General features: G+C 53.6%; 14 protein-coding genes and 1 riboswitch. Of the genes, 6 read left to right on the forward strand and 8 right to left on the reverse strand.

Features of this window, described 5'->3' with window-relative positions; genetic code table 11:
• Positions 1–92 precede the first annotated feature (92 nt).
• Together C5S62_RS08880 and C5S62_RS08885 are read right to left on the reverse strand one after the other, a co-directional pair.
• Positions 93–320 carry a hypothetical protein gene (locus C5S62_RS08880; protein ID WP_104405028.1) on the reverse strand — a complete coding sequence of 76 codons (228 nt, stop codon included), beginning with the start codon at positions 318–320 and terminating at the stop codon, positions 93–95.
• A 518-nt stretch (positions 321–838) separates the two neighbouring features.
• Complete coding sequence (locus C5S62_RS08885; RefSeq protein WP_172486244.1) at positions 839–3,400, reverse strand: metallophosphoesterase; 2,562 nt, start codon at positions 3,398–3,400, stop codon at positions 839–841.
• Between the two features lie 406 nt (positions 3,401–3,806).
• Here C5S62_RS08885 and C5S62_RS08890 point away from each other — a divergent pair, with 406 nt between their 5' ends.
• The 5 genes from C5S62_RS08890 (at position 3,807) to C5S62_RS08910 (ending at position 10,121) form a co-directional block, all read left to right on the forward strand.
• Positions 3,807–5,405, forward strand: coding sequence for a DUF6377 domain-containing protein (locus tag C5S62_RS08890; protein ID WP_133159552.1), 1,599 nt, complete (start codon positions 3,807–3,809; stop codon positions 5,403–5,405).
• A gap of 233 nt (positions 5,406–5,638) precedes the next feature.
• Positions 5,639–6,169 (forward strand): RNA methyltransferase, encoded by a 531-nt coding sequence (locus C5S62_RS08895; RefSeq protein ID WP_104405031.1) that lies wholly within the window; start codon positions 5,639–5,641, stop codon positions 6,167–6,169.
• A gap of 39 nt (positions 6,170–6,208) precedes the next feature.
• Positions 6,209–8,251 carry a cytochrome c biogenesis protein CcdA gene (locus C5S62_RS08900; RefSeq protein WP_104405062.1) on the forward strand — a complete coding sequence of 681 codons (2,043 nt, stop codon included), beginning with the start codon at positions 6,209–6,211 and terminating at the stop codon, positions 8,249–8,251.
• On the forward strand, positions 8,248–8,982 hold the full coding sequence (locus C5S62_RS08905) for a ThiF family adenylyltransferase (protein WP_104405032.1): 735 nt from the start codon (positions 8,248–8,250) through the stop codon (positions 8,980–8,982). The genes C5S62_RS08900 and C5S62_RS08905 overlap by 4 nt, the downstream gene beginning before the upstream one ends.
• 128 nt (positions 8,983–9,110) lie before the next feature.
• Positions 9,111–10,121: an aldo/keto reductase gene (locus C5S62_RS08910; protein ID WP_104405033.1), complete on the forward strand. Its 1,011-nt coding sequence runs from the start codon at positions 9,111–9,113 to the stop codon at positions 10,119–10,121.
• Between the two features lie 318 nt (positions 10,122–10,439).
• Here C5S62_RS08910 and C5S62_RS08915 read toward each other — a convergent pair whose 3' ends face one another.
• The 6 genes from C5S62_RS08915 to C5S62_RS08935 form a co-directional block, all read right to left on the reverse strand.
• A complete protein-coding gene (locus C5S62_RS08915; RefSeq protein ID WP_104405034.1) occupies positions 10,440–10,841 on the reverse strand; it encodes a hypothetical protein in 402 nt (133 codons plus the stop codon).
• Positions 10,842–10,861: 20 nt separating this feature from the next.
• Positions 10,862–13,036 carry a peptidase domain-containing ABC transporter gene (locus tag C5S62_RS08920; RefSeq protein WP_104405035.1) on the reverse strand — a complete coding sequence of 725 codons (2,175 nt, stop codon included), beginning with the start codon at positions 13,034–13,036 and terminating at the stop codon, positions 10,862–10,864.
• Positions 13,033–14,343, reverse strand: a complete 1,311-nt coding sequence (locus C5S62_RS08925; RefSeq protein WP_104405036.1) for a radical SAM/SPASM domain-containing protein — start codon at positions 14,341–14,343, stop codon at positions 13,033–13,035. Before C5S62_RS08925 ends, C5S62_RS08920 begins: the two co-directional genes overlap by 4 nt.
• Complete coding sequence (locus C5S62_RS08930; RefSeq protein ID WP_104405037.1) at positions 14,340–17,252, reverse strand: outer membrane beta-barrel protein; 2,913 nt, start codon at positions 17,250–17,252, stop codon at positions 14,340–14,342. The genes C5S62_RS08925 and C5S62_RS08930 overlap by 4 nt, the downstream gene beginning before the upstream one ends.
• A gap of 68 nt (positions 17,253–17,320) precedes the next feature.
• Positions 17,321–17,653, reverse strand: coding sequence for a hypothetical protein (locus C5S62_RS13295; protein ID WP_133159553.1), 333 nt, complete (start codon positions 17,651–17,653; stop codon positions 17,321–17,323).
• Between the two features lie 59 nt (positions 17,654–17,712).
• A complete protein-coding gene (locus C5S62_RS08935; protein ID WP_133159554.1) occupies positions 17,713–20,106 on the reverse strand; it encodes a glycosyltransferase in 2,394 nt (797 codons plus the stop codon).
• A 241-nt stretch (positions 20,107–20,347) separates the two neighbouring features.
• Positions 20,348–20,577, forward strand: a riboswitch (cobalamin riboswitch).
• Between the two features lie 175 nt (positions 20,578–20,752).
• Here C5S62_RS08935 and nrdD point away from each other — a divergent pair.
• Positions 20,753–22,858, forward strand: a complete 2,106-nt coding sequence (gene nrdD / locus C5S62_RS08940; RefSeq protein WP_104405063.1) for an anaerobic ribonucleoside-triphosphate reductase — start codon at positions 20,753–20,755, stop codon at positions 22,856–22,858.
• Positions 22,859–23,324: the final 466 nt, after the last annotated feature.

Raw genomic sequence — 23,324 nt, forward strand, 5'->3', positions numbered from 1 at the left:
TTTCAGCTCTCGAATTTTAACAAATGCACCGGAATTTCGGCTTGACCCGGAAAAAATCCTGTTTCCGATAATATGACGTTTCTGTATCTTTTTCAAAGACGTTCGGCGCATTCGGCCGAGAGATCGTTGAAGAAGTTGCGGTTGAGGATGTGCGACACCCGCCTGAGCAGTTGTGTGTCAATGCTGTCTCGTTCGAATATCTTGTAGATGTGCGTCCGTGTGTAACACAACTGGCCGGCAAACCACGTGACACTGCGTCCCTGTCGGCGGAGTTCCTGGCGGATGAGTTGTCCGATATGTATTGGGGGTGGGTGGGACATGGAAATGAGAAGTGTGGCGGCAGTCCCCTTGCCTTGGTGAGGGATGATGGGGTGGAATAGAAAAAGCGTGGGGATTCTTACCTTAGCCTACCTCTAATTATCAGGCCTTCGCATTGCCCCCTATTCCGAGATAAGCAACGCAGAAAGCCCACGCAGATATGTGTATAACATACAAGCCCCCATTCATTCCCGTGGGGAAAGAATGAAGTGTAAGGAATTTATAACATATCATACGGGACGTCTCGTTGCGGCAGCTTTCGGAACAGGATTCAAAGTTGCGAAGTTTGATAATATCCAAGTCTGCGCGTGTAAACGCCCTTCTGTCGTCTCGCGGCCACCCGCCCCGCAGGGTGCGGCAGGAAGCATGGAGACTAGTGCAAAAGTACGCTTTTTCGGCGGAACATGGAGTTATTGTAACTTGATTTTTTCATTTTTAAACGCTTTGCCGTGGCGGGCTGCGGCGTGTGGTTGTATTTTGAAAAAGGATTACTTGGAATTTGAAATGCAATACTTACAATTTAAATTCCAAGTAACCCTTTTGAAAGGTGGCCGGCATACGCCGCTGAGCGGCCGTTTTCCACCTTTATCTTCAGGGGCGGCGTCCCGCTCTTCGGCAAAGATGAATGGGGTGCCCAGTGGGCGTTTTCGTTGCCGGGGAAGGCCATTGTGCCTTTGGCTGCCATTTCTCCGGCCGGCTTGCCGTTGACAAAGAGGCGTGTGACGCCTGCCGCAGCGTCGTAGGTGGCCACCACGTGGTAGGTTTCGCCCGCTGTGGCCGTGACGTTGCTTTTGAGGATTTTATAGCCGCCGCCCACGTAGGCGTAGAAGCATATCTGTCCGCCCGAAGCCTGCTCAATGCCTGCGAATCCGTTTTCCTGTCCGCTGAGCACGCACATGTTCGAGAGGTTGTCGGGGGTATATACCGTTTCAAGGCTGAAGGCATTTTGGAAGGCTGTTTTCATGGCGGCGTTGCCGGCATAGTCCACGCGATAGTAACACTGGCTGTTGCCTGAGAAATGGGGCACATGACCGTTCTCAGACGCCTTGTCGGCCATTACGGGCAATTCCGTTCCGTGAGTGATGGTGCTGTTCTGTTCGGAAATGTCGGTGGCTTCGCCGTTGCTGTCCCACACAACGTCCAGCAAGTCGGCCGTGGGCCGTTCGGTATCGGGATCAGGAGTATAGGCCGCTATGCGGAAAGTCTCGCTCACCAGCGGAGCGGATTCGTTGTTGTAGGAGTCAATGGCCCTGACGCGTGCCGTCAGTTCCGTTTCTTCGGCAATGCCGTTGAAGGTCATTGTGAAACTCTTCGGCTGGCGGCTGTTGAGGTAGTAGCCCGAGAAACAGGTCCGGCTGCTCACGGCTCGCCCGTCCTTACCGGTGATTTCCACGACATAGCGGTGTACCGCCTCGTCGTCCGTGGCCTGCGGGAAAGTCATCGTGCAGCCGTCTTCAGTGATGTCGCTCACCGTGAGGCGGTCGGTTTCGGCAAACCAGGGAGCTTTGCCGCCGGTACGGTCTTTATAGGTGAAAGCCGTTCCGTCGTGAGGAGCCGTAACGTGCCATCGCGGCAGGATTTCCTCGTTGGAGTAAGTGTCCCAGCGCTGTATTTCCAGATTGCTGTTGCCGTCGGCCTGAACAATGAGTCCTTCGGTGATGCGGTCATATTGGTCGGGATGTATGCCCTCGTCCACCGCGTCAGGTTCTATTTCGGAGTAAGTGGAGGAGCCTGCGTTGACGCTTGTGAAGACATTCTGGCTGATGGAGCGCGGATCGCCGAGCGGAAAGTGGGAGTGGCCGGTGAACAGGACAATCTGCGGGTATTGTTCAAGAATGTCGGTGAGCTGGCTGCTGCCCCATCCGCCTTCGCCGGCGCACGATCCGTACACGGTGCCGTAGGCCGGCACGTGGGTGAACACGAATATGGGTTTTCCCGGATAATCTTCGGCCGCACGGGCCAGGGATTTTTTCAGAAACTCGCGCTCGGTGTTGCCGTAGCCGTCGTAACCGCGTCGGCCGCGGATGCTCACGAGAATGAAAGGATAGCCTTTGATGTCTATGAACTGGTCGAGCGGCTGGCCGGTGGCCGTGCGGAAATTTTCATGGCCGTCGGCATCGTAATTGTCGTGGTCGCCTTGCACGCAGTAAACCTTCACGCCGGCGGGTATGTTGTCGGTATTGGCGAATACCCGCTTGAAGTCTGCGTACTGTTCCTGCGTGCCGCCGTCTGTCAGGTCGCCGCAGACGAAAAGGGCGTCGATGCTGCCCTTCGAGAGAAGGTGCCGCAAGGCTTGGGGTACTTTTACCAGAGGGCCTTCGCCTTTCTGATTGCCGAAGTGGAGGTCACACATGACGGCAAAGCGCGGATAGCCTTCGAACGACTGGCTCACAGACACTGTTACGGGAGTGCCCCCTTCGGGCGACAAGATGATTTTGTCTTCGCGAAGACCGGGCTGTGCCATGGCTTCGGCGGTGTATTCGTAGCACACGGCACCGGTTTGCCGGTCGGCGGTCTTGCCTGTTTGCTTTACCCATGCCGGAAGTGTCTGTGTGAAACCGGTGTTGGCCGCCAGCGTGAGGGTGAAACGCGTGTCGTTGTTGATGAGGCTCACAGCCCGTTCGGCCACGATAACCTGCGGATGGAGGCCGAGTTGCTGCAGGCGTATGCTTGCGTTCCGGCCGTCTTTGGCTGTCAGGGCCACGGTGGTTTCACGCACATCGTTTTCAGTGTTGGCCGGCACAGAAATGTTCAGTGTTCCGTTTTCCAGAGAAGTGCCGCACCAGGTTTGGGATGCTGTGGCGTTCACTTTCAGGTTGGTCTTGACCGTAGCCGCATATTGATGGCTTGCGGCCGTGAGAAGGATAACGGAGTCAGAAGGTGAGAGTGTCAGATAGGTGCTGCCTTCAGGGGCAACGGCTGTCAGAACATACCGCTGGGCTTGTAGCGGTACCAATGATAGCGTCAGCATCATGAGGAGCGCGACGACACCATTTCGTTTTCTTTTCATGGCGTTCATAGAGATTTGTTTTTGTTGATAATAAGCAGGGATGTAAAGATTGGTCATGACAGTTTGTGCCATACGTTTTATTGTCGTCGCAAAATTAAGTGGTGCCGCTCTCAAGAACAAGGGCATATAGATGGTCATATAGAAAGTAATATTTTCAAATGGTTGACTGATAGTGATTTGTGTTTTGTTTATATAGATTTGAATATAGTTTGTAAACAGAGGGGAAAATGCTGAAAAAAGCCTTCCCCCTCTGTTTGCCATCATTCTACGCACAATGCCGCACCGCGTACCGAGGGCGTCCGGTCCGTTGCGGAATGTGAGTTGTCAGTCGGGTCGCGTCATTTTTGTAATGAAATACGTCGGGCCTGACATTTTCCGTTACCGCATTGGTTTCGGAAAGAGAGAAAAAGCTAACTTTGCGGATATTAATTTTGTTTGGCCCTTCGGCCCGTTTTGTCCTTCTTACAATCCCGTGACTATGAATTTCCGCCATACCGCAGTCAGGTTGTTCCTTTCCGCTATATCAGGAGTCTGTGCCGGCATTTTGCCCGCTCAGGCCGAAAATCTGGATTCCTTGCTCCAAGTACTCGACACCTGTCTTCTTAACAGGGCGCATTATGAAGAGGTTTTTCAGGGAAAAGCCCTGGCGGTCAAAAAGCAGGCGCAGCATGCCGCCACAAAGGAGGATGCCCTGAAATACTGGGACCAGCTCAGCATCATGGAATTTGGCCGTCATGGCGATGAGGCCCTTTCGGCCTGTGAAAAGGCCGGTGCTCTGGCCCGTCAGCTCGGGCGCTACAGGCTGGCGGCCGTAGTGGCGCAGCGCGAGGCCGCGGTGCTTGGCATGTGCGGCTTTCCATGGGAAGGCAAGGCGCTTCTCGAAAGCGCCTTTGAAGATGCTTTGTTGCGTCCTTATCTGCAGAAGAGTCATTATACTGCGCTCTATGATCTTTACGATTATTTTCATGCCTATGACTTGCCCTCCTCATTGCTCAACCGCAATTATGCTTTTCTTCAGACGCTGGAGGATTCCATCCGCAAGTATGAGACCGATTCCACCGCCCTTTCGCTGACTTTCCATTACAGTACGCGGAAGGTTGACGACATGGTGGTATTGCTCAAGCGCCGCCTGGAAGAAGTGCGGCCCGAAGTGAAAGGCGTTATCGCCACCACTATTTCAAACAAATATTTTCTTAAGCGCGACATACCGTTGCGCGATTACTACTGGGCTTTGGCCGCCATCTTCAACATCCGTTCCGCCCGCCACGACAATGAGGCGCTCACCCGCCTGGCGGCACGAATGGTTGAGACGGGCGACTGGCGGCGGGCTTTGCTCTACGGCCGTGCGGCCTATGAGGAGGCCCTGACGTATAATTCGCGTTCGCGTCTGCTTGAGACGGTGCCTGTTATGGCCGCCACAGAGCGGCATGTGACGGAAGAGGCCCAAAAGCGCTTACGCGTGTTCCGTATATGCGTTCTTGCCGTACTGTTGCTCGCGGGCTGTATGTTGCTTGTGGTTGTGAAACTGAAAAGGAGGAACAGGAAACTCGTAAGGGAAATGGCGCTTTTGCGCCGGACTCTGGATGAAAACGAAAAGACGGCCGGCGAATGGCGGCTCGCTGTGGCCGACAAAAACGAAAGTGCCATGCGTTTCCTTAAGCTGGCGCTCGATTCTGTTCTGAAGTTTGAGCAGATGAAACAGCTTGTACTGATGAAACTTGAGGCCGGTGAGAGCGAGCGGCTGAAAAAGATGCTGAAGAATCCGGCCTTGCTCGACAATTTCAAGGAAACGTGTCTCAAGCGTTTCGATGTGGCCTTCCTGCGCCTTCATCCAACGTTTCTCAAAGAAGTGAATGCCTTGCTGCGGCCGGAATGTGCTTTGGTATTGTCTGATACGGAAATCATGAACAATGAGCTGCGTCTGCTGGCCTTTCTGCGCATCGGCATTACCGACAGCGCTCATATCGCCGCCATTCTTGGAGTGTCGGTCAATACGGTGTATTGCTACCGCACCAAGATTCGCGGTTGGGCCAACGACCGCAAGAACATAGAGCGTCAGATTGCCGATATGAAATGAAACGTCAATGAAAGGTCAAGGCTTTGCCCACGGCGTTTCGTTTGGCTTTTGTCCTTCGGAGGTGCGGTGATAGCCGGTAAAAGTGATAAAACGCGCTCAAACGGGAATATATTTTTCAGATTACAGAAAGGTATTTGGTGAGTTCTTCGTAATTTTGTCCAGACAAAAAAGCCGGTACCGGCGTCTTCTGCCGGTTGAGTGGCCCTCAACCTTTTTGAAATCACTTAAAGACAATGCGAAAACTTACTGTAGAAGAACTTTGCCGCATGGATGTGACGGCCTTTCGTGCCGCTGAAAAACTGCCCTTGGTCGTTGTGCTCGACAATGTGCGCAGTCTTCATAATGTAGGCTCTGTATTCCGCACGGCCGACGCTTTCCGTCTGGCGGGCGTGTGGCTCTGCGGCATAACGGCCTGTCCGCCGTCGGCCGAAATACACAAAACCGCTCTTGGAGCCGAAGACAGTGTGTCCTGGACTTATTGTGACGACACGCTTCAGGCCGTGGAACGCCTGCGTGCGGAAGGCTACATTGTATTGGCCGTAGAGCAGGTGGAAGGCAGTCTTAAACTCGACACATTCCGTCTTGATCCTTCGCGGCGCTATGCTCTTGTTATGGGCAATGAGGTGAGGGGAGTGCGTCAGGATGTGGTCGACGCCACCGACCAGGCGCTCGAAATTCCTCAATACGGCACGAAGCATTCCATGAACGTGTCCGTTACGGCCGGCATCGTCATGTGGGAGTTTGCCCGCCAGTTGCGCCGGTAGTTGTATGACCAGTATAAGAAAATAATCAAATACATAATGATGAAAAGAAAAATATCGTTTTTCCTTTTTTGCTTTGCCCTTGTGCTCACAGCAGCGGCACAGGCCGGTTTTTCGGTTTCGTACAAACGTGTCAGTCCCACTGAGCTTGACATTGTTTTCACCGGTAAGATTGACAACGGCTGGCATGTTTACGCCACCGACCTGCCCGCAGGCGGCCCCATGTCCACCACGTTTAACCTCGACGAGATAAAAGGTGCGCGTCTCAAAGGCAAGTTGCGCGAGGGAAGTGGCCGTAAAACCGTACATGATGACATTTTTGACATGCAGGTGAGCTATTTTGCCGGCACGTGCACCTTCACCCAGCGTGTGGAACTGACAGACAAGAACTATAGTGTGACCGGCTATCTCGACTATCAGGCGTGTGAAGACAACGGCGCCTGTGTGCCCGGCAAGGCGGAGTTTTCCACCGTTGGCACCGACGGGCCTGCCGCCGCTGCCGCTCCAGCTACCGAAAAGGCTGCCGAGGCCGCTTCAGTTTCCGCGCCGCTGCCTGCTGCCGCTGCCGACAGTCTTCCCGCCATAGGCGGCGATTCGCTTTATGTTGCCGATACTGTGGCTGCGGCCGTTTCATCCGGCAGTGCCGGTGCCGGATGGTGGGCGCCCGTAATCGAGGAACTCAAGGCCTTTGGAGGCGATGACTCCGGTGTGGCCGACATGGCCTGGTGGTACATCTTCCTGCTCGGTTTTGCCGGTGGTCTTGTGGCTCTCTGCACGCCCTGTGTGTGGCCCATCATTCCCATGACCGTCAGCTTCTTTCTCAAGCGCTCCAAGGATAAGGCCAAAGGTGTGCGCGATGCCGTTATCTACGGCATTTCCATCATCGTCATCTACGTGAGTCTTGGTCTGGTCATTACCTCCGCCTTTGGCGCCAACGCGCTCAACGACCTTTCCACCAATGCCGTTTTCAACATTCTTTTCTTCCTCATGTTGCTGGTGTTTGCCGCCAGTTTCTTCGGCGGTTTCGAAATCACGCTGCCCTCATCGTGGGGAGCGGCGGTGGACAGCAAGGCTGAGAAAACCACCGGTCTTCTGAGTATTTTCCTCATGGCCTTCACCCTTTCTCTCGTCAGCTTTTCGTGCACCGGTCCTATCATCGGTTTCCTGCTTGTGGAGGTCAGCACCTCAGGCGGTTCCGCCCTGGCGCCTACGGTGGGTATGCTTGGTTTCGCCCTGGCTCTGGCGTTGCCTTTCACGCTGTTCGCCCTTTTTCCGGCATGGCTCAAGAGTGCACCCAAAAGCGGCGGCTGGCTCAACACCGTGAAGGTGACACTTGGTTTTCTCGAACTGGCCTTTGCTCTCAAGTTCCTCTCCGTGGCCGATCTGGCCTACGGCTGGCACTTGCTCGACCGCGAAACCTTCCTTGCCCTCTGGATAGCCCTTTTTGCCTTGTTGGGCTTCTATCTGTTGGGCAAGATACGCTTTCCCCATGATGATGAGAGCCACCGTGTGAGCGTGCCGCGTTTCTTCCTGGCCCTTTCTTCGCTGGCCTTTGCCGTCTACATGATACCCGGCCTGTGGGGAGCGCCGCTCAAGGCCGTCAGCGCCTTTGCCCCTCCCATGTCCACTCAGGACTTCAACCTCGACCCGGTGAAAGTAGAGGCCCCGTTCACCGACTACGACGCCGGCATGGCCTATGCCCGTCAGACAGGCAAGCCCGTAGTGGTGGATTTCACCGGTCACGGCTGTGTGAACTGCCGGAAAATGGAAATGGCCGTATGGCACGATGCCAAGGTGCGCGACCTGCTCATGAAAGATTACGTGCTCATTTCGCTTTATGTGGACGACAAGACACGCCTGCCCCAACCGCTTGTGGTGACTGAAAACGGCGGGGAAGTGAAGCTGCGCACCGTTGGCGACAAATGGAGCTACCTGCAGCGTCATAAGTTCGGCGCCAACGCCCAGCCCTTCTACGTATTGCTCAACGCGCAGGGCACGCCGCTCAACCATGCCTATACTTTCGACACCGATGTCGACAAATTTGTCGGATTCCTCAACGCCGGACTGGAAAAGCATCGGCCATGATCAGTGAGGAAGAAATATTTCAGCGTACTGGACGCCTGATCGGAGCAGAAGGACTCCAACGGCTGCAAACTGCAAGCGCCATTATCTTCGGCGTGGGCGGCGTGGGCAGTTGGTGTGCCGAGAGTCTTGTCCGGTCAGGCGTCCGCCGGCTGACAATGGTAGATCCCGACACCGTGCAGGCGAGCAACATCAACCGCCAGTTGCCCGCCACTGTTCTCACCTTGGGCCGGCCCAAGGTCGATGTGCTGCGCGAACGCCTGCAAAGCATCAATCCTTCGGCCCTCATCACGGCTTTGCCTGAGGCCTATTCGCCCGATAATGCCGCCGGTTTCCGGCTGTCGGACTACGATTATGTCATCGATGCCATCGACAGTCTCGAAGCCAAAGCCCATCTCCTGCGCACCGCTGCCGACGCCGGCGCGCGGGTTTTCGCCTCGATGGGCGCCGCCCTCAAAATGGACCCGCAGAAAATCCGTGTCGCCGAATTCTGGAAAGTGCGCGGCTGTCCCCTTGCCGCCGCCCTGAGGCGCAAGTTCAAGAAGCAGCACCTCTTTCCCAGCCGTAAGATACATTGCGTTTATAGCGAGGAATTGCTGCCCAACCTGGGCCTTAGCGCCGAAGACCCCGGTGCGAAAGCCTGCATCAACGGTACCATGGCTCATGCGGTAGCCATTTTCGGATTCACTCTGGCAGGCCTCGTGGTTCAGGACATCCTCTCACGAGAGAAATGATCAGGGCAGTTTCGCCGATAACGGCAAAATGCGGGGAGAGGTGTCATATCCTCTTGTCGCCATGTACCGGAAAAGGCCTGTCTTGCCATTCGGATGGCAACCAATGAATAATTCAGCACCATAAAATTATGTCCGACCATCATATCCATCAGGCTGCTCAGGAGCGTTACGCCCGCAGCGGACTTTTTCGCCGTAGCGGCCGCAGCGGCATAATGCTGCCTGCCGTGTCGCTGGGGCTGTGGAAGAATTTCGGCGCGCAGCGTCCCTTTGAGGAGAGCCGCCGGTTGTTGCATTATGCCTTCGACCACGGCATCGTACATTTTGATCTTGCCAACAACTACAGGCCGCCGCCGGGCAGTGCCGAGGAAACTTTGGGACATGTCGTCTCCACCTCGCTGAAGCCTTATCGCGACGAGCTTTTCATAGCCACCAAGGCAGGCTATGAGATGTGGGACGGGCCTTATGGCAACTGGGGGTCGCGCAAGTCGCTCATGGCCAGTATCGACCAGAGCCTCAGTCGCATGAGGCTCGATTACGTGGACTTGTTCTATACCCATCGCTACGATCCGCAAACGCCGCTCGACGAAACCCTTCAGGCTCTGGCAGACATCGTCCGTGCGGGCAAATCGCTTTACGTCGGCATCTCGCGGTGGCCGCTTGAGGCAACGCTCTACGGACTCGACTATCTGCGTCGCCGCGATGTGCCCTGCCTTTGTTATCAGGGAAGGCTCAACCTCCTCGACCGTGCTCCCGAAACCGAAGGCATTCTGCCCGCCCTCAGGGAGAGGGGCTGCGGTTTCGTGTCGTTCTCGCCCTTGGCCCAGGGATTGCTCGCCGGCCGTTATCTGGGCGGAATACCTGAGGATTCGCGCATCCGCCGCGAAGCGACGCTCCCTCCCGAAGTGCTCACCCCTTCGCTGCTCGGAGTGCTGGAGCAACTCGATGTCATGGCCCGCGGACGGGGCGATACGCTGGCGCAGCTGGCTCTCAAATGGGTGCTGGCCCATGAGGGCGTGACCTCCGTCATTGTGGGCGCCAGCCGTGTGGAACAGTTGGCCGACAGCCTGCAGTGCCTCGGCGGCGCGCCTCTCAGAGCCGATGAGCTGGAAAGGATGGATGACATCTGCCGTGCGTTGTAACGGCCGCGCTCTGGCCGGAGTGCCGAAGGGCGGCGTTGGTTTCGCCGCCGGCGGTGAAGGCGCGGTGTTCTGCCGCTTTTACGGCGTGAGGTCCTGTTTTGAAAAACAGCCGGTAACCTGTCGGTGAAAAGGGTTACTTGGAATTTAAAAAGTCCGTATTGGAATTCAAATTCCAATACGGACTTTTCCCTGTTACAATACTGGTTTTTCAACCTTTTGATATTCAGAGTTTTCTTGTCAGGCCGCCATGGCTCTTCTGCCGGCTGGTTGCGGGTGATGCTTCCAATTGTTTCCGCCGCGTTGTCCAGCCCGTTTTTGTTACCGGCTTATTTTTTCGGCCACCAGTTGGCGGAGTTTCACTTTTCCGGTGAATAGATATCCGGTGGCGTAGGTGTTGCCCCCGAAGGTTTCATGTAGCGGCCGGTTCCCGTTGGCATTTTTCAGCGTCATGGCCGTGCCTGCCGGCTCGCGGCGGATGTGTTCCACCACAAGGTTTACGGTGCCGCCCGGAGTCTGTTCCACGGTGAGCGTGTCGCCCTTGGCGATAGCGAAATGGGGCGATGGCGACACGTAGGCGGCACAGGAAGCGCCGTCGGCACCGAGAAAGAGGCTGACGGAGGATTTTGTACGAATTTCGAGGCATTCGAGCATCACGGCAACGCCTGCCGCCATGAGCAGGAGGATGGCGAAGACGCCGTAGCGGATCAGGTATTTGTGCATGTTGGCTGTGTGAGTGAAGGTTAGTCCGCCAGCTCGAGCTGGTTGCGGATGAGTTCGTAGTAATATCCCTTGAGGGCGACGAGCTGCCGGTGGGTGCCGCTTTCCGCCACGCGCCCGTGGCGCAGCACGACGATGTTGTCGGCGTTTCTGACGGTGGAGAGGCGGTGTGCTATGACGATGCGCGTGCGGCCGGCAAAGCGGCGGCTGAGGTTGTCGGTGATGCGTCGTTCGTTTTCGGCGTCGAGCGACGAGGTGGCCTCGTCGAGCATGAGGTAGCAGGGGTTTTTGTAGATGGCGCGGGCTATCATCATGCGCTGTTTCTCCCCGCCGCTCACGCCGGTGCCCTCGGCGCCCACTTTGGTGTGTGTGCCCAGCGGATGGCTTTTCACGTAGTCGGTGAGGCAGGCCAGTTCCACGGCCTCTGAGAGGCGGTGCTCATCTTCCTCCTCCCCGAGCACGATGTTGCGGCGCACGGTGTCAGAGAAGATGAAGTTGTCCTGCATCACGATGCCGGCCGCCCGCCTCATGGAGTGCGCCGAATATTCCGCCAGCGGCTTTCCTCCCAGCCTTATCTCTCCGGCGGTCGGTTCGTAGAATTTCAGCAGCAGTTTCATCAGGGTGGTCTTTCCGCTGCCGCTTTCGCCCACGATGGCCGTCATGCTGCCGGCGGGAATGGTCAGGCTCACATCCTCAAGCGCCGGCCGTCCTATGCTGCCGGTGTAGGAGAAGGTGAGGTGGTTCACCTCTATGTCGAGCGGAGCGCCGGCGGGTACCGTGTCCATCTCCGTTGTGTCCTCGTTGTGGCAGAGGTGCACTTCTTCGGAGCGTTCCAGACTGATTTTCGCGTCCTGAAACTGCTGGAGGAAGGCCGTGAGCTGCGAGAGCGGCCCGCTCACCTGTCCGATGATGGCCGAAATGCTCATCATCATGCCCAGCGTGAGATTGCCGTCCACCACCTCGGCGGCAATCCAGCAGGTGATGAAGATGTTGCGCAGCTGCCCTATGAGCGTGAATCCTGTGTCCTGCACCTGTCCCAGCCGCAGCGCGCGCCGGCTCATGCGGTACTGCCGCTCCTGCAGGGCCTGCCATTCCCCTAGCTTGTAGTCCTCGTAGGCGTTGAGCTTGATGTCGGTGATGCCCGACATGAGTTCGTACTGTTTGTTCTGGTTTTCGGCGCTGAGTTTGAACTGCTCGTAGTCGAGGGCCTTGCGGCGCCGGAAGAAGTAGGCCATCCATGCCATGCCCGCCGCGGTGAAGAGCAGGTAGGCCGCCAGTATGACAGGACTGTACCATCCGATGATGGCCAGATAGAAAGGTGCCGACACCAGTGCGAAGAAAGTCTGTAGTGTGCCGTATGTCACGAAGCTCTGCAGCCTTCCGTGGTCTCCCAGCCGCTGATGGTAGTCTCCCACGCTCTTGGTGTCGAAGAAGGTCATGGGCAGGCGCAGGAGTTTTGTCAGATAGTCCGTGAGGATGTTGATGCTGATGCGTGTGCTCATGTACAGGCTCACCCAGCTTCCCACCAGCCCCATGGAGAAGGAGCCGATGAATAGAAATATCTGTGCCAGCATGATGTTCACTATCAATCCCATGTTGCGCATGCCGATGCCGTCGTCCACCATGGCCTGCGTGAGGAAGGGGGTGACGAGCGATAGCATCAGGCCGGCCAGCATGCCCAGTGCCGACTGCGCCAGCTCGCGGCGGAAGGGCCACACGTATTTCCGGCCGAAGCGTATGAAACTGTGCTTTTCCTTCACCGGTTTCCTCAGGTGGAAATCCTCGGTCGGTTCCATGGCAATGACCACGCCTTTCTCGCCGTTGAGCCAGAATTTGGCGAATGCCTCTTCGCTGAATGTGTGTTGTCCGTAGGCGGGATTGGCCACGCGGTATTTCCATCCTCCGGTCCTGCTCTTCTTCACATAGGTGAGCACTACGAAGTGGTTCTGCTCCCAGTGCAGTATGGCCGGCAGGGGACACTTTTCCCTCAGCTGCTCCGTGGTCATCTCGAAGGCGGCGCTCTCCATGCCAATTTCCCGCAGGGCGTCCCTAATGCCGGCCACGCTCACGCCCTCTCTCGTGAGGTGTGCTATCGACCGCAGATACGACAGAGGGTATTCCTTGCCGTAGGCCGAGGCCACCATGCGGATGCACGCCGGCCCGCAGTCCATCTGGTCAAACTGGCGGGTGAATTTCATTGTCTCCCGTTTCTTTTCTTGTACTGTCCTAGGATGAAGAGCGCGCGTCTTTTCAGTATATCTTCAATTTTCTCCCTCCCATATCCTTTGGGGCATGTACCGGCTACCGTGGTTTCGAGTTTCATTTGGCTACAACCGCCGTGACAGATTGGATAAATCCGGCATTGACGGCAGAATTTGCTGCCATGTCTTATTGACAGGCGCTTTTTGTATTTATCATTCCAATGGATGTCGCCGTCCGCGGTGAGAGTCCCCTCTCTGTTCTTGGATACAAAATCGCGCGCGGTACATTTGTACAGGTCGCCGTTGTAGTTGACAACAACGGTATTTTTTTTGTCGGCATAACAGTATGGCACTGTAAAGTCGTTCGATGGATTGACAAACAGGCCAGCCTCTTCAAATGCGCGTTCAATCTCCGCTATCTTCTCTTCTGTCTGTTTCGCATCTCCTCCGTGATCCTGCCATACGCGTTGGAAAGTGAAGTTCAGCAGTTTTTTTTGTGAGATCGGAAGGTCTTGGAAGTCTGACAGTACATCGATGAACGAAGGGAGTGATCTGCTCGTATAGTTGAATCTAACTCCTACTGGAAATCCAAAGAATGTGGCTAAATGAATATGTTTGATAATGGTGGAATAAGTGGGTTCGTCATTTTTGGTCTTTCTTACCGTGTCGTGTACGTTTTTGTTGCCGTCTATTGTTATTTGAAAGGACGCATCTAGTCCCTTCAACTGTTCTAGAACCTGCTCGGTCATCAGATAGGCATTCGTTGTGAAATGTATTGAGAGTGCGACTCTCTTTTCCTTGCACGTTTGAGCGGCCTCGTTGATGATGTCTGTCACGACTTTGTCAAAGTACAGCAGGGGTTCGCCGCCGAAGAAAGAAAGATTTATCTTGTCAGTTTCTCCTGATACGGCTTGTTTCTTTACCAATGCGATGACGGCCCTTTTCACTTCAGCACTCATCGCCGGCATGTTCTTGTGCGTTTCGTAGCAATACCAGCATTTCATATTGCACGCCAGCGTGGGGTTTACTGTAATGGTAAACTCTCCTGCCTCGTCTTCCGCCTTCTCCTGTGAAGCTATGTAGTCGGCCGTCTCGTCTGTTCCGTCCTCCACAAAGACGCCTTTTTTTACCAGATAGGCGAAGAGTTCGGGGTGTTTCTCTCCGATAGTGTCTGGAGTGTCTTTCCCCTTTTCATAGATGGCGGCCAATTGCGGGTTGAGGGCGATCACTTCATCGGCCTTGGCGTTGTATATCACCATGCCCGTATGGTCTTGCAGGCAGAGGTTGTACTTACTTTCTTTCATTTCTTGTTCTTCGGTTGTTTGTTGAAGCGGTATATCACGTGTGCCATGAAATAGGATGGCAGTACGTTGGTGTAGCTCTCGGTGCGTCCCTGTGCGTTGACCGTCCGTGTCACTTTCGACAGGTCGTGCAGCAGGTCGAATCCATCGAGCATAAAGATGAGGTTGCCGTTCAGGACGCTGTGCTCCAGACGGGCGTTCCACACGAAGTCGTTGGTGTTGAGGGCGGGGTCTTCGTATCCGCGTCGGCTGAATATGGTGAAGTCCGTGGTCAGTCCGATGCCCCATGGCAGTGGTATGCGTGCGGTCAGTCCGTAGTTGTAGTTCCATGCACTGATGTCAGCGAAGTCGCTTCGGTTGCCCGTTAGCCGGCTGTAGCTGCCTCGTGCCTTTGCGCCGATGCTCCATCCGTTGCGCGAATAGTCCAGTGTTAGTTGTTCGTACAGATGGAGGTTGCGGATGGTACTGAGCGTGTTGACGACCGCTCCGTCCACGTTAGCCATGTCCACGTTGTGATTGAAGGCGTAGGAGGTGTAGCTTCCCCACGAGAATGCTTTGTCCCTGCCGAACTGCCGGTCGAGGCTCAGGTTGCCGTCGGTGCGCCAGTTGCCGTTCACGTTGACGGGCCGCACGGTGTATCCGCCGGTGGTAGGATTGTAGTTGCGCTCCATGGCCAGCGCATTGTGGGTGCGGCTGTAGGACAGGACGAGGTTATAGAGACCGCGCCGTTTGTAGTCAGTGCTCAGTTTGACCGACAGGTTGTGGGTGGTGCTGGAACGCAGTGCCGCATTGCCCAGTTGCACATAGAGTGGGTTGGCATCGTTCACCAATTCGATGGTTTTCACGAAGTCAGGCTGGCGGCGGGACAAGTCGTAGTTCACGGTAACGTATGTCCAATAGTCTCCTTTTACAAGGCGTTGCTGAATGTATGCGTTAGGTACGATGAAAGCTTTGTCGCGGCGCAAATCGAAGTGTCGGGTGCTACGGTTGTAAAGCAGGTGATCCAGTTCTATGCGGACGGGCAGATCAAATCCGATGGTGGTTGTATTCTTTGCAGCGCTTTGGTAGCGCATGTGTAAATTTACTACGTGAATGCGGCGCCATTTTTCGGAGTGCTCGCTGTTTTGCAGGTCGAGCGCCTGCTGCATGTCCGACTCGGCCGACGGCAGTGTGCCGAGCGGATAGTCCGTGTCCGCTCCCCATCCGTTGAGACGATCGAGGCGGAACAGGTCGTTGCGTCCGCTGCGGTAGTCTTGGGTGTAACTGTAAGACAAATCTGCATTCCAGTTCAGGCGGCGGGGAAAGAGTGTTGTGGCATATGTCATATTTGCCGAATAATTATAATGTCGCGAGGGTCGTGTTGTATAGCGGTTGCGGTAGTCGTCGGGAACACCTTCCGCATTGAAATATTCCAGATTGTATTTATCGAAACTGTGTGAGGTGTGTTTGTCGTAGTTGGCGGAGAGTTCCAGAATCACCATGTCATTCACGCCCATTGATTTGAACGGGGTCCACCATCCGGTGTACGGCGCGTTTACGCTCCAGTTCTCGCCTCGTCCGCGCGCCTCCTGACTGCGACGGTAGCGGGCTATCTGTCGCAGTGTGCCTCCACCGGGGAGGAACAGACTGTCGAGCACGTTTTCGGTGACGATGCCGTAAGGGTCGCTTCCAAATTCTCCAGCGCGGCTCAGTGAGGTGTAGTTGTTTTTGTCATAGGCGAAGTTAATGCTACCATCATGGTATGTTTTTTTCACCGACTTGAACTTGTGTGAACTGCTGAGACTTGTCGCTTCGTTGCGCTCATCGCTCCGGCTCTGTGAGAAAGCGCGACTGGCAGGCAGGAAACTCTCGCCGCTTGTGCGCGTCAGAGTATGGTTGTCCGTGTGCGATGCGTTCAGGTTGCTCGTCCATTCGAAGGTCTTTTTGCGGTTTTGGTAGTAATATTCCGCTCCGGCGCTCTTACTCGTCTGTAGGCCGTCGGGCAGATACGATGGTGTCCAGTCGCCCCGCTGTCCCGGTCGGCGTGTGTCGTTGGTGTTGTTGATATTTCCGAAAACGGTCAGGCGCGAGCAGTCTGTGAAGCGCAGGGCGAAGAGTCGCCCCAGATATTTGTCCTCCGTGCCGTAGGCCGCCTCCGCGTTGGCTATCCAGCCGATGGAGTATTGCTTTTTCAGGTTCACATCCATTACCAGCGGACGGTTGATTTCCTTCCGTCCCGAAAACTTTTCCAAGTCTGTCTGCTGCTCGAACACCTTCACTTTGTCCACCATATAGGCCGGCAGGTTTTCGAGGGCTATCCTCGGGTCTCCCTTGAAGAAGTCCTTGCCGTTGACGAGCAGGTTGCTGACAGCGCGCCCGTTTACGATGATCACGCCGTTGTCCTTCAGTTGCGCTCCCGGCAGCTGTTCGATGAGCGCATCGAGCATGGAGCCTTGCGAAAGCTGGAAGGCGTCGGCATTATATACGATGGTGTCCCCCTTCATCACCATCTTGATTTTAGTGGCCGTCACCACAGCCTCTCCTAGCACCTTCTCTCTTGCCTTTGGCCGCTTTGTCATTTTCACCTTTTCCGAAAGCCACAGATTGCTGCCATGCCGTTTGGTCAACCTGATCTTTAAGGGGAAGTAAGTGGTCTGGTAATCCTTGTGCGTGAACCGTAGCAGATAGTTTCCACCGGTCGTTATCTTGGCATAGGCATACGAGTTGAGATTCTTGCCGTTGATATTGTTATATGAAACGCCGCCGTTGCGGATAAAGGTGGAGTCGGATGCCAATAGTTCTACTTTGGCATCTTCGATAAGTTCTCCGGTGAATGTATCAAAAAACTCAATATTAACGGAAACCGAGTCGGATTGCGCATATGAGTTGACTATTGCGAAGAAGGAGGCTAAGAAAAGTAGAAGGTTTTTCATATATGTCTTAAAAATATTATTTAAGGTGGGTGCGTTCAACAACACCGTCAATGGACGCACCTACTTTTTCAGAGAATACCACAGAGAGTTACAATACTTTTCCCTGCTTCAGGCGCTTTGGTCGGGGTTGGGGCTTTGGTTATAGCTAAGCAAATACCATCGTTTGTGCATGTTCCGTTGGAACACGCTTCATTTGTACAATTGGTATTACCACAAGTATCATTCTTGCATGAATCATTTTTGCATGCAGAGGCGTTAGAGCAAGCTCTATTACTGCCATTATTTGCCGCAGCGACGGAAATACTTCCAAAGCCGCCCCGCAGGTGCCCTTCCTGATCGGAAGTCAGTGGAGTGAGCAATAACTCACAATCTGACAAAAGTCCTTTTAATTTTAAAGCCATAGCTTGATTTTTTTAATAGTTAATAAATAGTTACTTATTAGCATGACATCATTGTCTTGCTATTCTATGGTACATTGTAACGCCTGTATCAGATTGCAGAGATAACCGACGGCCCCCGTCATTCCATTCTTCCAGTTTTTCGGATTCTGGGGCAGGAAGGTCGGCAGGTCAATGACATCTTTCCACTTCGGCTGCAGGACATGCCAATTGTCTCTGTTATATTTTAGTAAAAGAAGAGCATAACTGTGTGTGCGGAAATCCGTGTCTTCATTCAAAGCCCTTTTTGCCGCTTCCCGAAGGCTATCAAGGTAACGAGTATCGAAGATAAATTCTTTCTCATTTTTCTGTAAAAGAAACAAGCGGTTCGTTACGTAGCAAAGTATGCCTCCTATTCCGCTTTGGAAAGAATAGTCTGTAATTCTTTTTGGGTCTCTCTCCATTATTTTTAGGTCGATAACGGAGAGTTCTTCCGAGAAATCCATATCTGCAAACCCGTTTCGCATCATGTAGATAAGTCCCCATCCGATGCCGCAGAGGCCGTGGGCGAAAGAGAGAGAGAACTCCGCCGTAGGAGTTATTTGTGTGGTAATACGCTCCAGTAATTCGCCGGCTAGAGACGTATGATCGTCCGAATGCAGGTATTCCTCATATTCGCAGAGTACTATCAGCAGTCCCATACATCCTTCCCACAAATTGACACATGAAGTTCGGGAACTTTCTATTAGGAACTCCAGCAAGTCCGGTATCCGCTTTTTCTCGTGGCGGGCCATATCATATTTTTTTAGGTCTATGGCATTATTCACCTTCAATACATCTTCAAAATTCGTGTGGAAAGTGTCGGCATAATATTGTCTTAGCTGCGTCAGATTTTCTTTGTTGACGGAAAGCCAGAACTGAATGTCGCTGTAGATGGACTTATTCCGTTTGTAGGCGATAGTGTTGGCCCAACATTGCAGAGAAGTCGGGAATAAGGTGCTTGAAATGACAAAGAGATTATACCGCATTTGTGCGGTTACAAGGCGATAGGGTGGTGTTTCTCTGTAAATATGTCCGAATATGACTTCGGGCAGCATCTTGCATCCTCCTCCTTCCAGCCAGGCCTTCAGGCTTATATACGGTTCTTCGCTTCCGTAGTGCATTAATCCTTCCATTCCCCGTAAGAGTTTCCAATAGCGCTTACTAGCCGCGTAGCAGGCTCCAAGAACACAGGCTATTTTATGATCCGGAAGTCTCCATAATTTTTTGTCTTCAATCCAATGGACATCTGGGATATAATAATTGTAGTCAAAAAGCAGATATGCGGCGTATGTGGTCACGACTTTTCTTTCATGCACTATATTCTTACAATTCTTTTCTAGTGCCTTTGCTTGACAACAAAGAATTTGTCGGTCGTTCTTTTGCAGTTCTTCTACAATGGTATTATGCCAGTCGAGTGTAAAGCAACGCATATGTGCGTCAAGGAGTAGGAAGTAGGGAGTACGCACCAAACGGGTACCTTTTTCCTTTGAGGCAGCCGCGCCTATACGATAACTGTTGCAGATGTATGTGACTTTGAATTTGGCAAGATCTGCCTGATAATCATAATTATCATCGGAGTGGTCATTTATGGTAATTATGTCGACATGATTCCCTGCCGTGTTTCTAATACTTCTTACAGTATTTCCGACTTCGTCCTTCTCATTCAGAAAAGGAATCACTACTGTGAGCAGATTGGTCGATGAAGGGATATTTACTTCCTCATACGAAACTTTCTTAATCTTTTCGAGCAGCCATTTTGCACCGTCTTTTTTGGCTATGTCAGCTCGTTCTTTCTGTTCTTTCGGATGTCGAGATGTTATTTGATTATTTGATATTCTGTATTTTATAACAGGTGTTGTTATATTATGAAATATTATTTCGTGCTTCATCATTTGTAGCCAAAGACGGTAATCTTCTGCATACTTAAAATCCTCTTCATAGTGAAGTTCATACTGCTTCAAGACCGAGGTTCTTATCATGACGGTGGGATGTGCCATACAGCAGGTGTTGATCATGTCTTGCATGGAAACTTTGTGCAAGGGCTTGAATTTGCTGTGTAGTTGTCCTATTTGTTGAAAACCTCCTCCAAGTACTCCCACTTCTATATGCTTCTCCATATATCCAAATTGTGCTGCCAGCCGGTAGGGCATCATCACATCATCGGCGTCCATTCGGGCGATATATTTTCCTTTAGCCTCGTCCAGCAGTTTGTTGAGTGATCCGATATAGTCGTGCCTGTTTTCTATGAGCCGTATCCGCTTGTCGTGATACGATCGCACGATGTCTCTGCTGTTGTCTGTGGAGCCGTCGTCCACGATGAGTAGTTCAAAATCCGTGAAAGTCTGGGCCAGTATGCTGTCTATGCACTCTGTCAGATAGCGTGCGGCATTGTACACCGGCATGCAGACGGAAACGGCTGGTTCTGTGGCTTTCATAGTCGTGTTCGAGGTTAATTTCGGGAGAATAAATGACGGTCTTTTCCCTATTATTATTTGTTTTTGCGCAAATTTATTGTTTTTTTCTAAGAAATCCAAATTTTCTGACAATAAATTTTATTTTTAGTTAATAGATGCTTCAGGAAGAATATTTGCTGTTAAACATGAATGCTTTGTTGCAAGATGAAAATAATGGATTGTTTTCTAGGCCTGTCAGGCAGATATGTCGCGATAAAGAATTACCTTTGCAGGCAGAGCCGGTTCCGTGAGTCTTGAAAAAGCTCCGGCCAAGAGGGAACGCCGCGAACTTCGGCGACAGTGCCCGCTGCTGTATGTCCCCTTCATCAGCGTCGCAAACGGACAGAGAGATGTACCACTGCCACTGTACCATTACTTTATATCCATGTATGGCGGGAAGGTGTTTGCGATGGGGAATAAGTCAGAAGACCTGCCGGCTTTCAGGTTCCGCTTCCTTTCCGGGATTTTTTGAGAGGACGGAACGCACCCATCACGTTTGCAGCATGAACGACGGGCGGCCGCTGGCCGTCGGATGGAAGAGGGAACACCGCAGTTTTTTCAATCTTCTGTCGTGGATGACCGCCGCCACATAAGGACAACGCACATTTTTTATCATAACATTTCACCCATGAGCACAGACAATTTTCTCATCACCAAGCGCGATGGGACTACAGAGACTTTTTCGCTTGAAAAGATAAAGGGCGCCATTCTCAAGGCTTTCTCCTCGGTGGCCGAACCGGTGGACAGCGTTGCGTTGCAGCACGTTGTGGACCACTTGCGCTTTTGCAACGGCATGAGTGTGGAGGACATACAGAATCAGGTGGAGGTGGCCCTCATGGCCGACCGTCATTTCAAGGCCGCCAAGGCTTTCATGATTTACCGTAAGCGCCATGAGGACGACCGCGAAACGGCCGACAAGCTGCGCTTTCTCATTGATTACTGCAATGCCGCCAATCCGGCCACCGGCTCGAAGTTCGACGCCAATGCCAACGTGGAGAACAAAAACATTGCCACCCTCATAGGCGAGTTGCCCAAGCAGGGCTTCATACGCCTGAACCGCCGCCTGCTCTGCGACAGGATAAAGGAAATGTATGGAAAGGAAACGGCCGACCGATACATTTATCTTCTTAAGAACCATTTCATCTACAAGAACGACGAAACGAGTCTGGCCAACTACTGCGCCTCCATCACAATGTATCCCTGGCTGCTGAACGGCACCAGAAGTGTCGGCGGCAATTCCACCGCACCGGGCAACCTCAAGTCTTTTTGCGGTGGTTTCGTCAACATGGTGTTCATCGTTTCCTCCATGCTGTCGGGGGCCTGCGCCACGCCGGAATTCCTCATGTACATGAGCTATTTCCTTGAGAAGGAATACGGTCGCGATTATTACGAAAATCCTGACCGTGTGGTCGATCTCTCATCCCGTAACCGCACCCTCGACAAGGTGGTTACCGACTGTTTCGAGCAGATTGTCTATTCCATCAACCAGCCCACCGGCGCCCGCAATTTCCAGTCGGTTTTCTGGAACATATCCTATTACGACCGTTATTACTTTGAGAGCATTTTCGGCGACTTTCGCTTTCCCGACGGTTCGCAGCCGCAGTGGCCCGCCGTCGACTGGCTGCAACGCCGCTTCATGACGTGGTTCAACCAGGAGCGTACCAAAACCGTGCTTACCTTCCCGGTCGAAACAATGGCTCTCCTCACCGAAGACGGCGACGTGAAGGACAAAGCCTATGGCGACCTTACCGCCGAAATGTACGCCAGCGGCCATTCCTTCTTCACCTACATGAGCGACAATGCCGACTCGCTGGCTTCCTGCTGCCGCCTGCGCAACGAGATACAGGACAACGGATTCAGCTATACGCTCGGCGCCGGCGGCGTGTCCACCGGATCGAAGTCGGTGCTCACCATCAACCTCAACCGCTGCGTGCAGCAGGCTACGCGTGAGGGACGCTCCTATGTGGAATATCTCGAAGGCATCGTGGACCTTGTGCACAAGGTGCAGATGGCCTACAACGAAAACCTCAAGTACTTGCAGGAAAAAGGGATGCTCCCTCTTTTCGACGCGGGCTACATCAACATTCGCCGCCAATACCTCACCATCGGCGTGAACGGCATGGTGGAAGCGGCCGAAAGTCTGGGAATGACCATCAGCGACAACGAGGAGTATGCCGCTTTTGTGGCGGCCATTCTCGGTCTCATCGAGAAGTACAACAAGCTCTACCGCTCCAAAGACGTGCTTTTCAACTGTGAGATGATACCGGCGGAAAACGTAGGCGTGAAGCACGCCCGATGGGACCGCGCCGACGGCTACTACGTGCCGCGCGACTGCTATAACAGCTATTTCTACGTGGTGGAGGACACGGCTACCGATGTCATCGAGAAATTCCGTCTCCACGGCCGCAAGTACATCGAGCACCTCACCGGCGGATCGGCCCTCCACATGAATCTCGACGAGCATCTTTCGGCCGCCCAATACCGTCAGCTGCTCCGTGTGGCGGCACATGAGGGATGTAACTATTTCACTTACAACATTCCCAATACGCTCTGCAACGACTGCGGCACCATCGACAAGCGTTACCTCAAGGAGTGTCCGCACTGCCATTCGCGCAATGTGGATTACCTCACGCGCATTATCGGTTACCTCAAACGCGTGTCGAACTTCTCGCTCGACCGTCAGAAGGAGGCCGCCCGCCGCCACTATGCCCATCACAGGGCACAGGCTTCATAACACCGCCTTTCCGTATTTTTTTCGTCATAAAGAGAATCATGCTCAAATACGTCAACCACGACATCGTATTCAGCGAGTTTCCCGACGAGGTGACGCTCGCCGTCAATCTCTCCCTTTGTCCCAACGGCTGTCCCGGCTGCCACAGTAGCTATCTTCAGGGCGATGTGGGCGATGAACTCACCGAAACGCGCCTGCTGGCTCTGGTCGACGGCTATCTTGGAGCGGTGACCTGTGTGGGGCTGATGGGCGGCGACAACGATCCCGTTGCTGTCCGCCACCTGTGCCGGCGACTCAAACAGCTTTACGGTCCTGCCCTCCGCACGGGCTGGTACAGCGGCCGCAGCCGGTTGCCCGCCGGTTTTTCCGGTGCGGCCCTCTCCGAAGCTTTCGACTACGTGAAACTCGGCCCCTACCGCCGCCAATTGGGGCCGCTTTCCTCTTCTGGCACCAACCAGCGGCTCTACCG

The sequence above is a fragment of the Prevotella sp. MGM2 genome, assembly GCF_002933955.1.
Taxonomy (GTDB): Bacteria; Bacteroidota; Bacteroidia; order Bacteroidales; family Bacteroidaceae; genus Alloprevotella.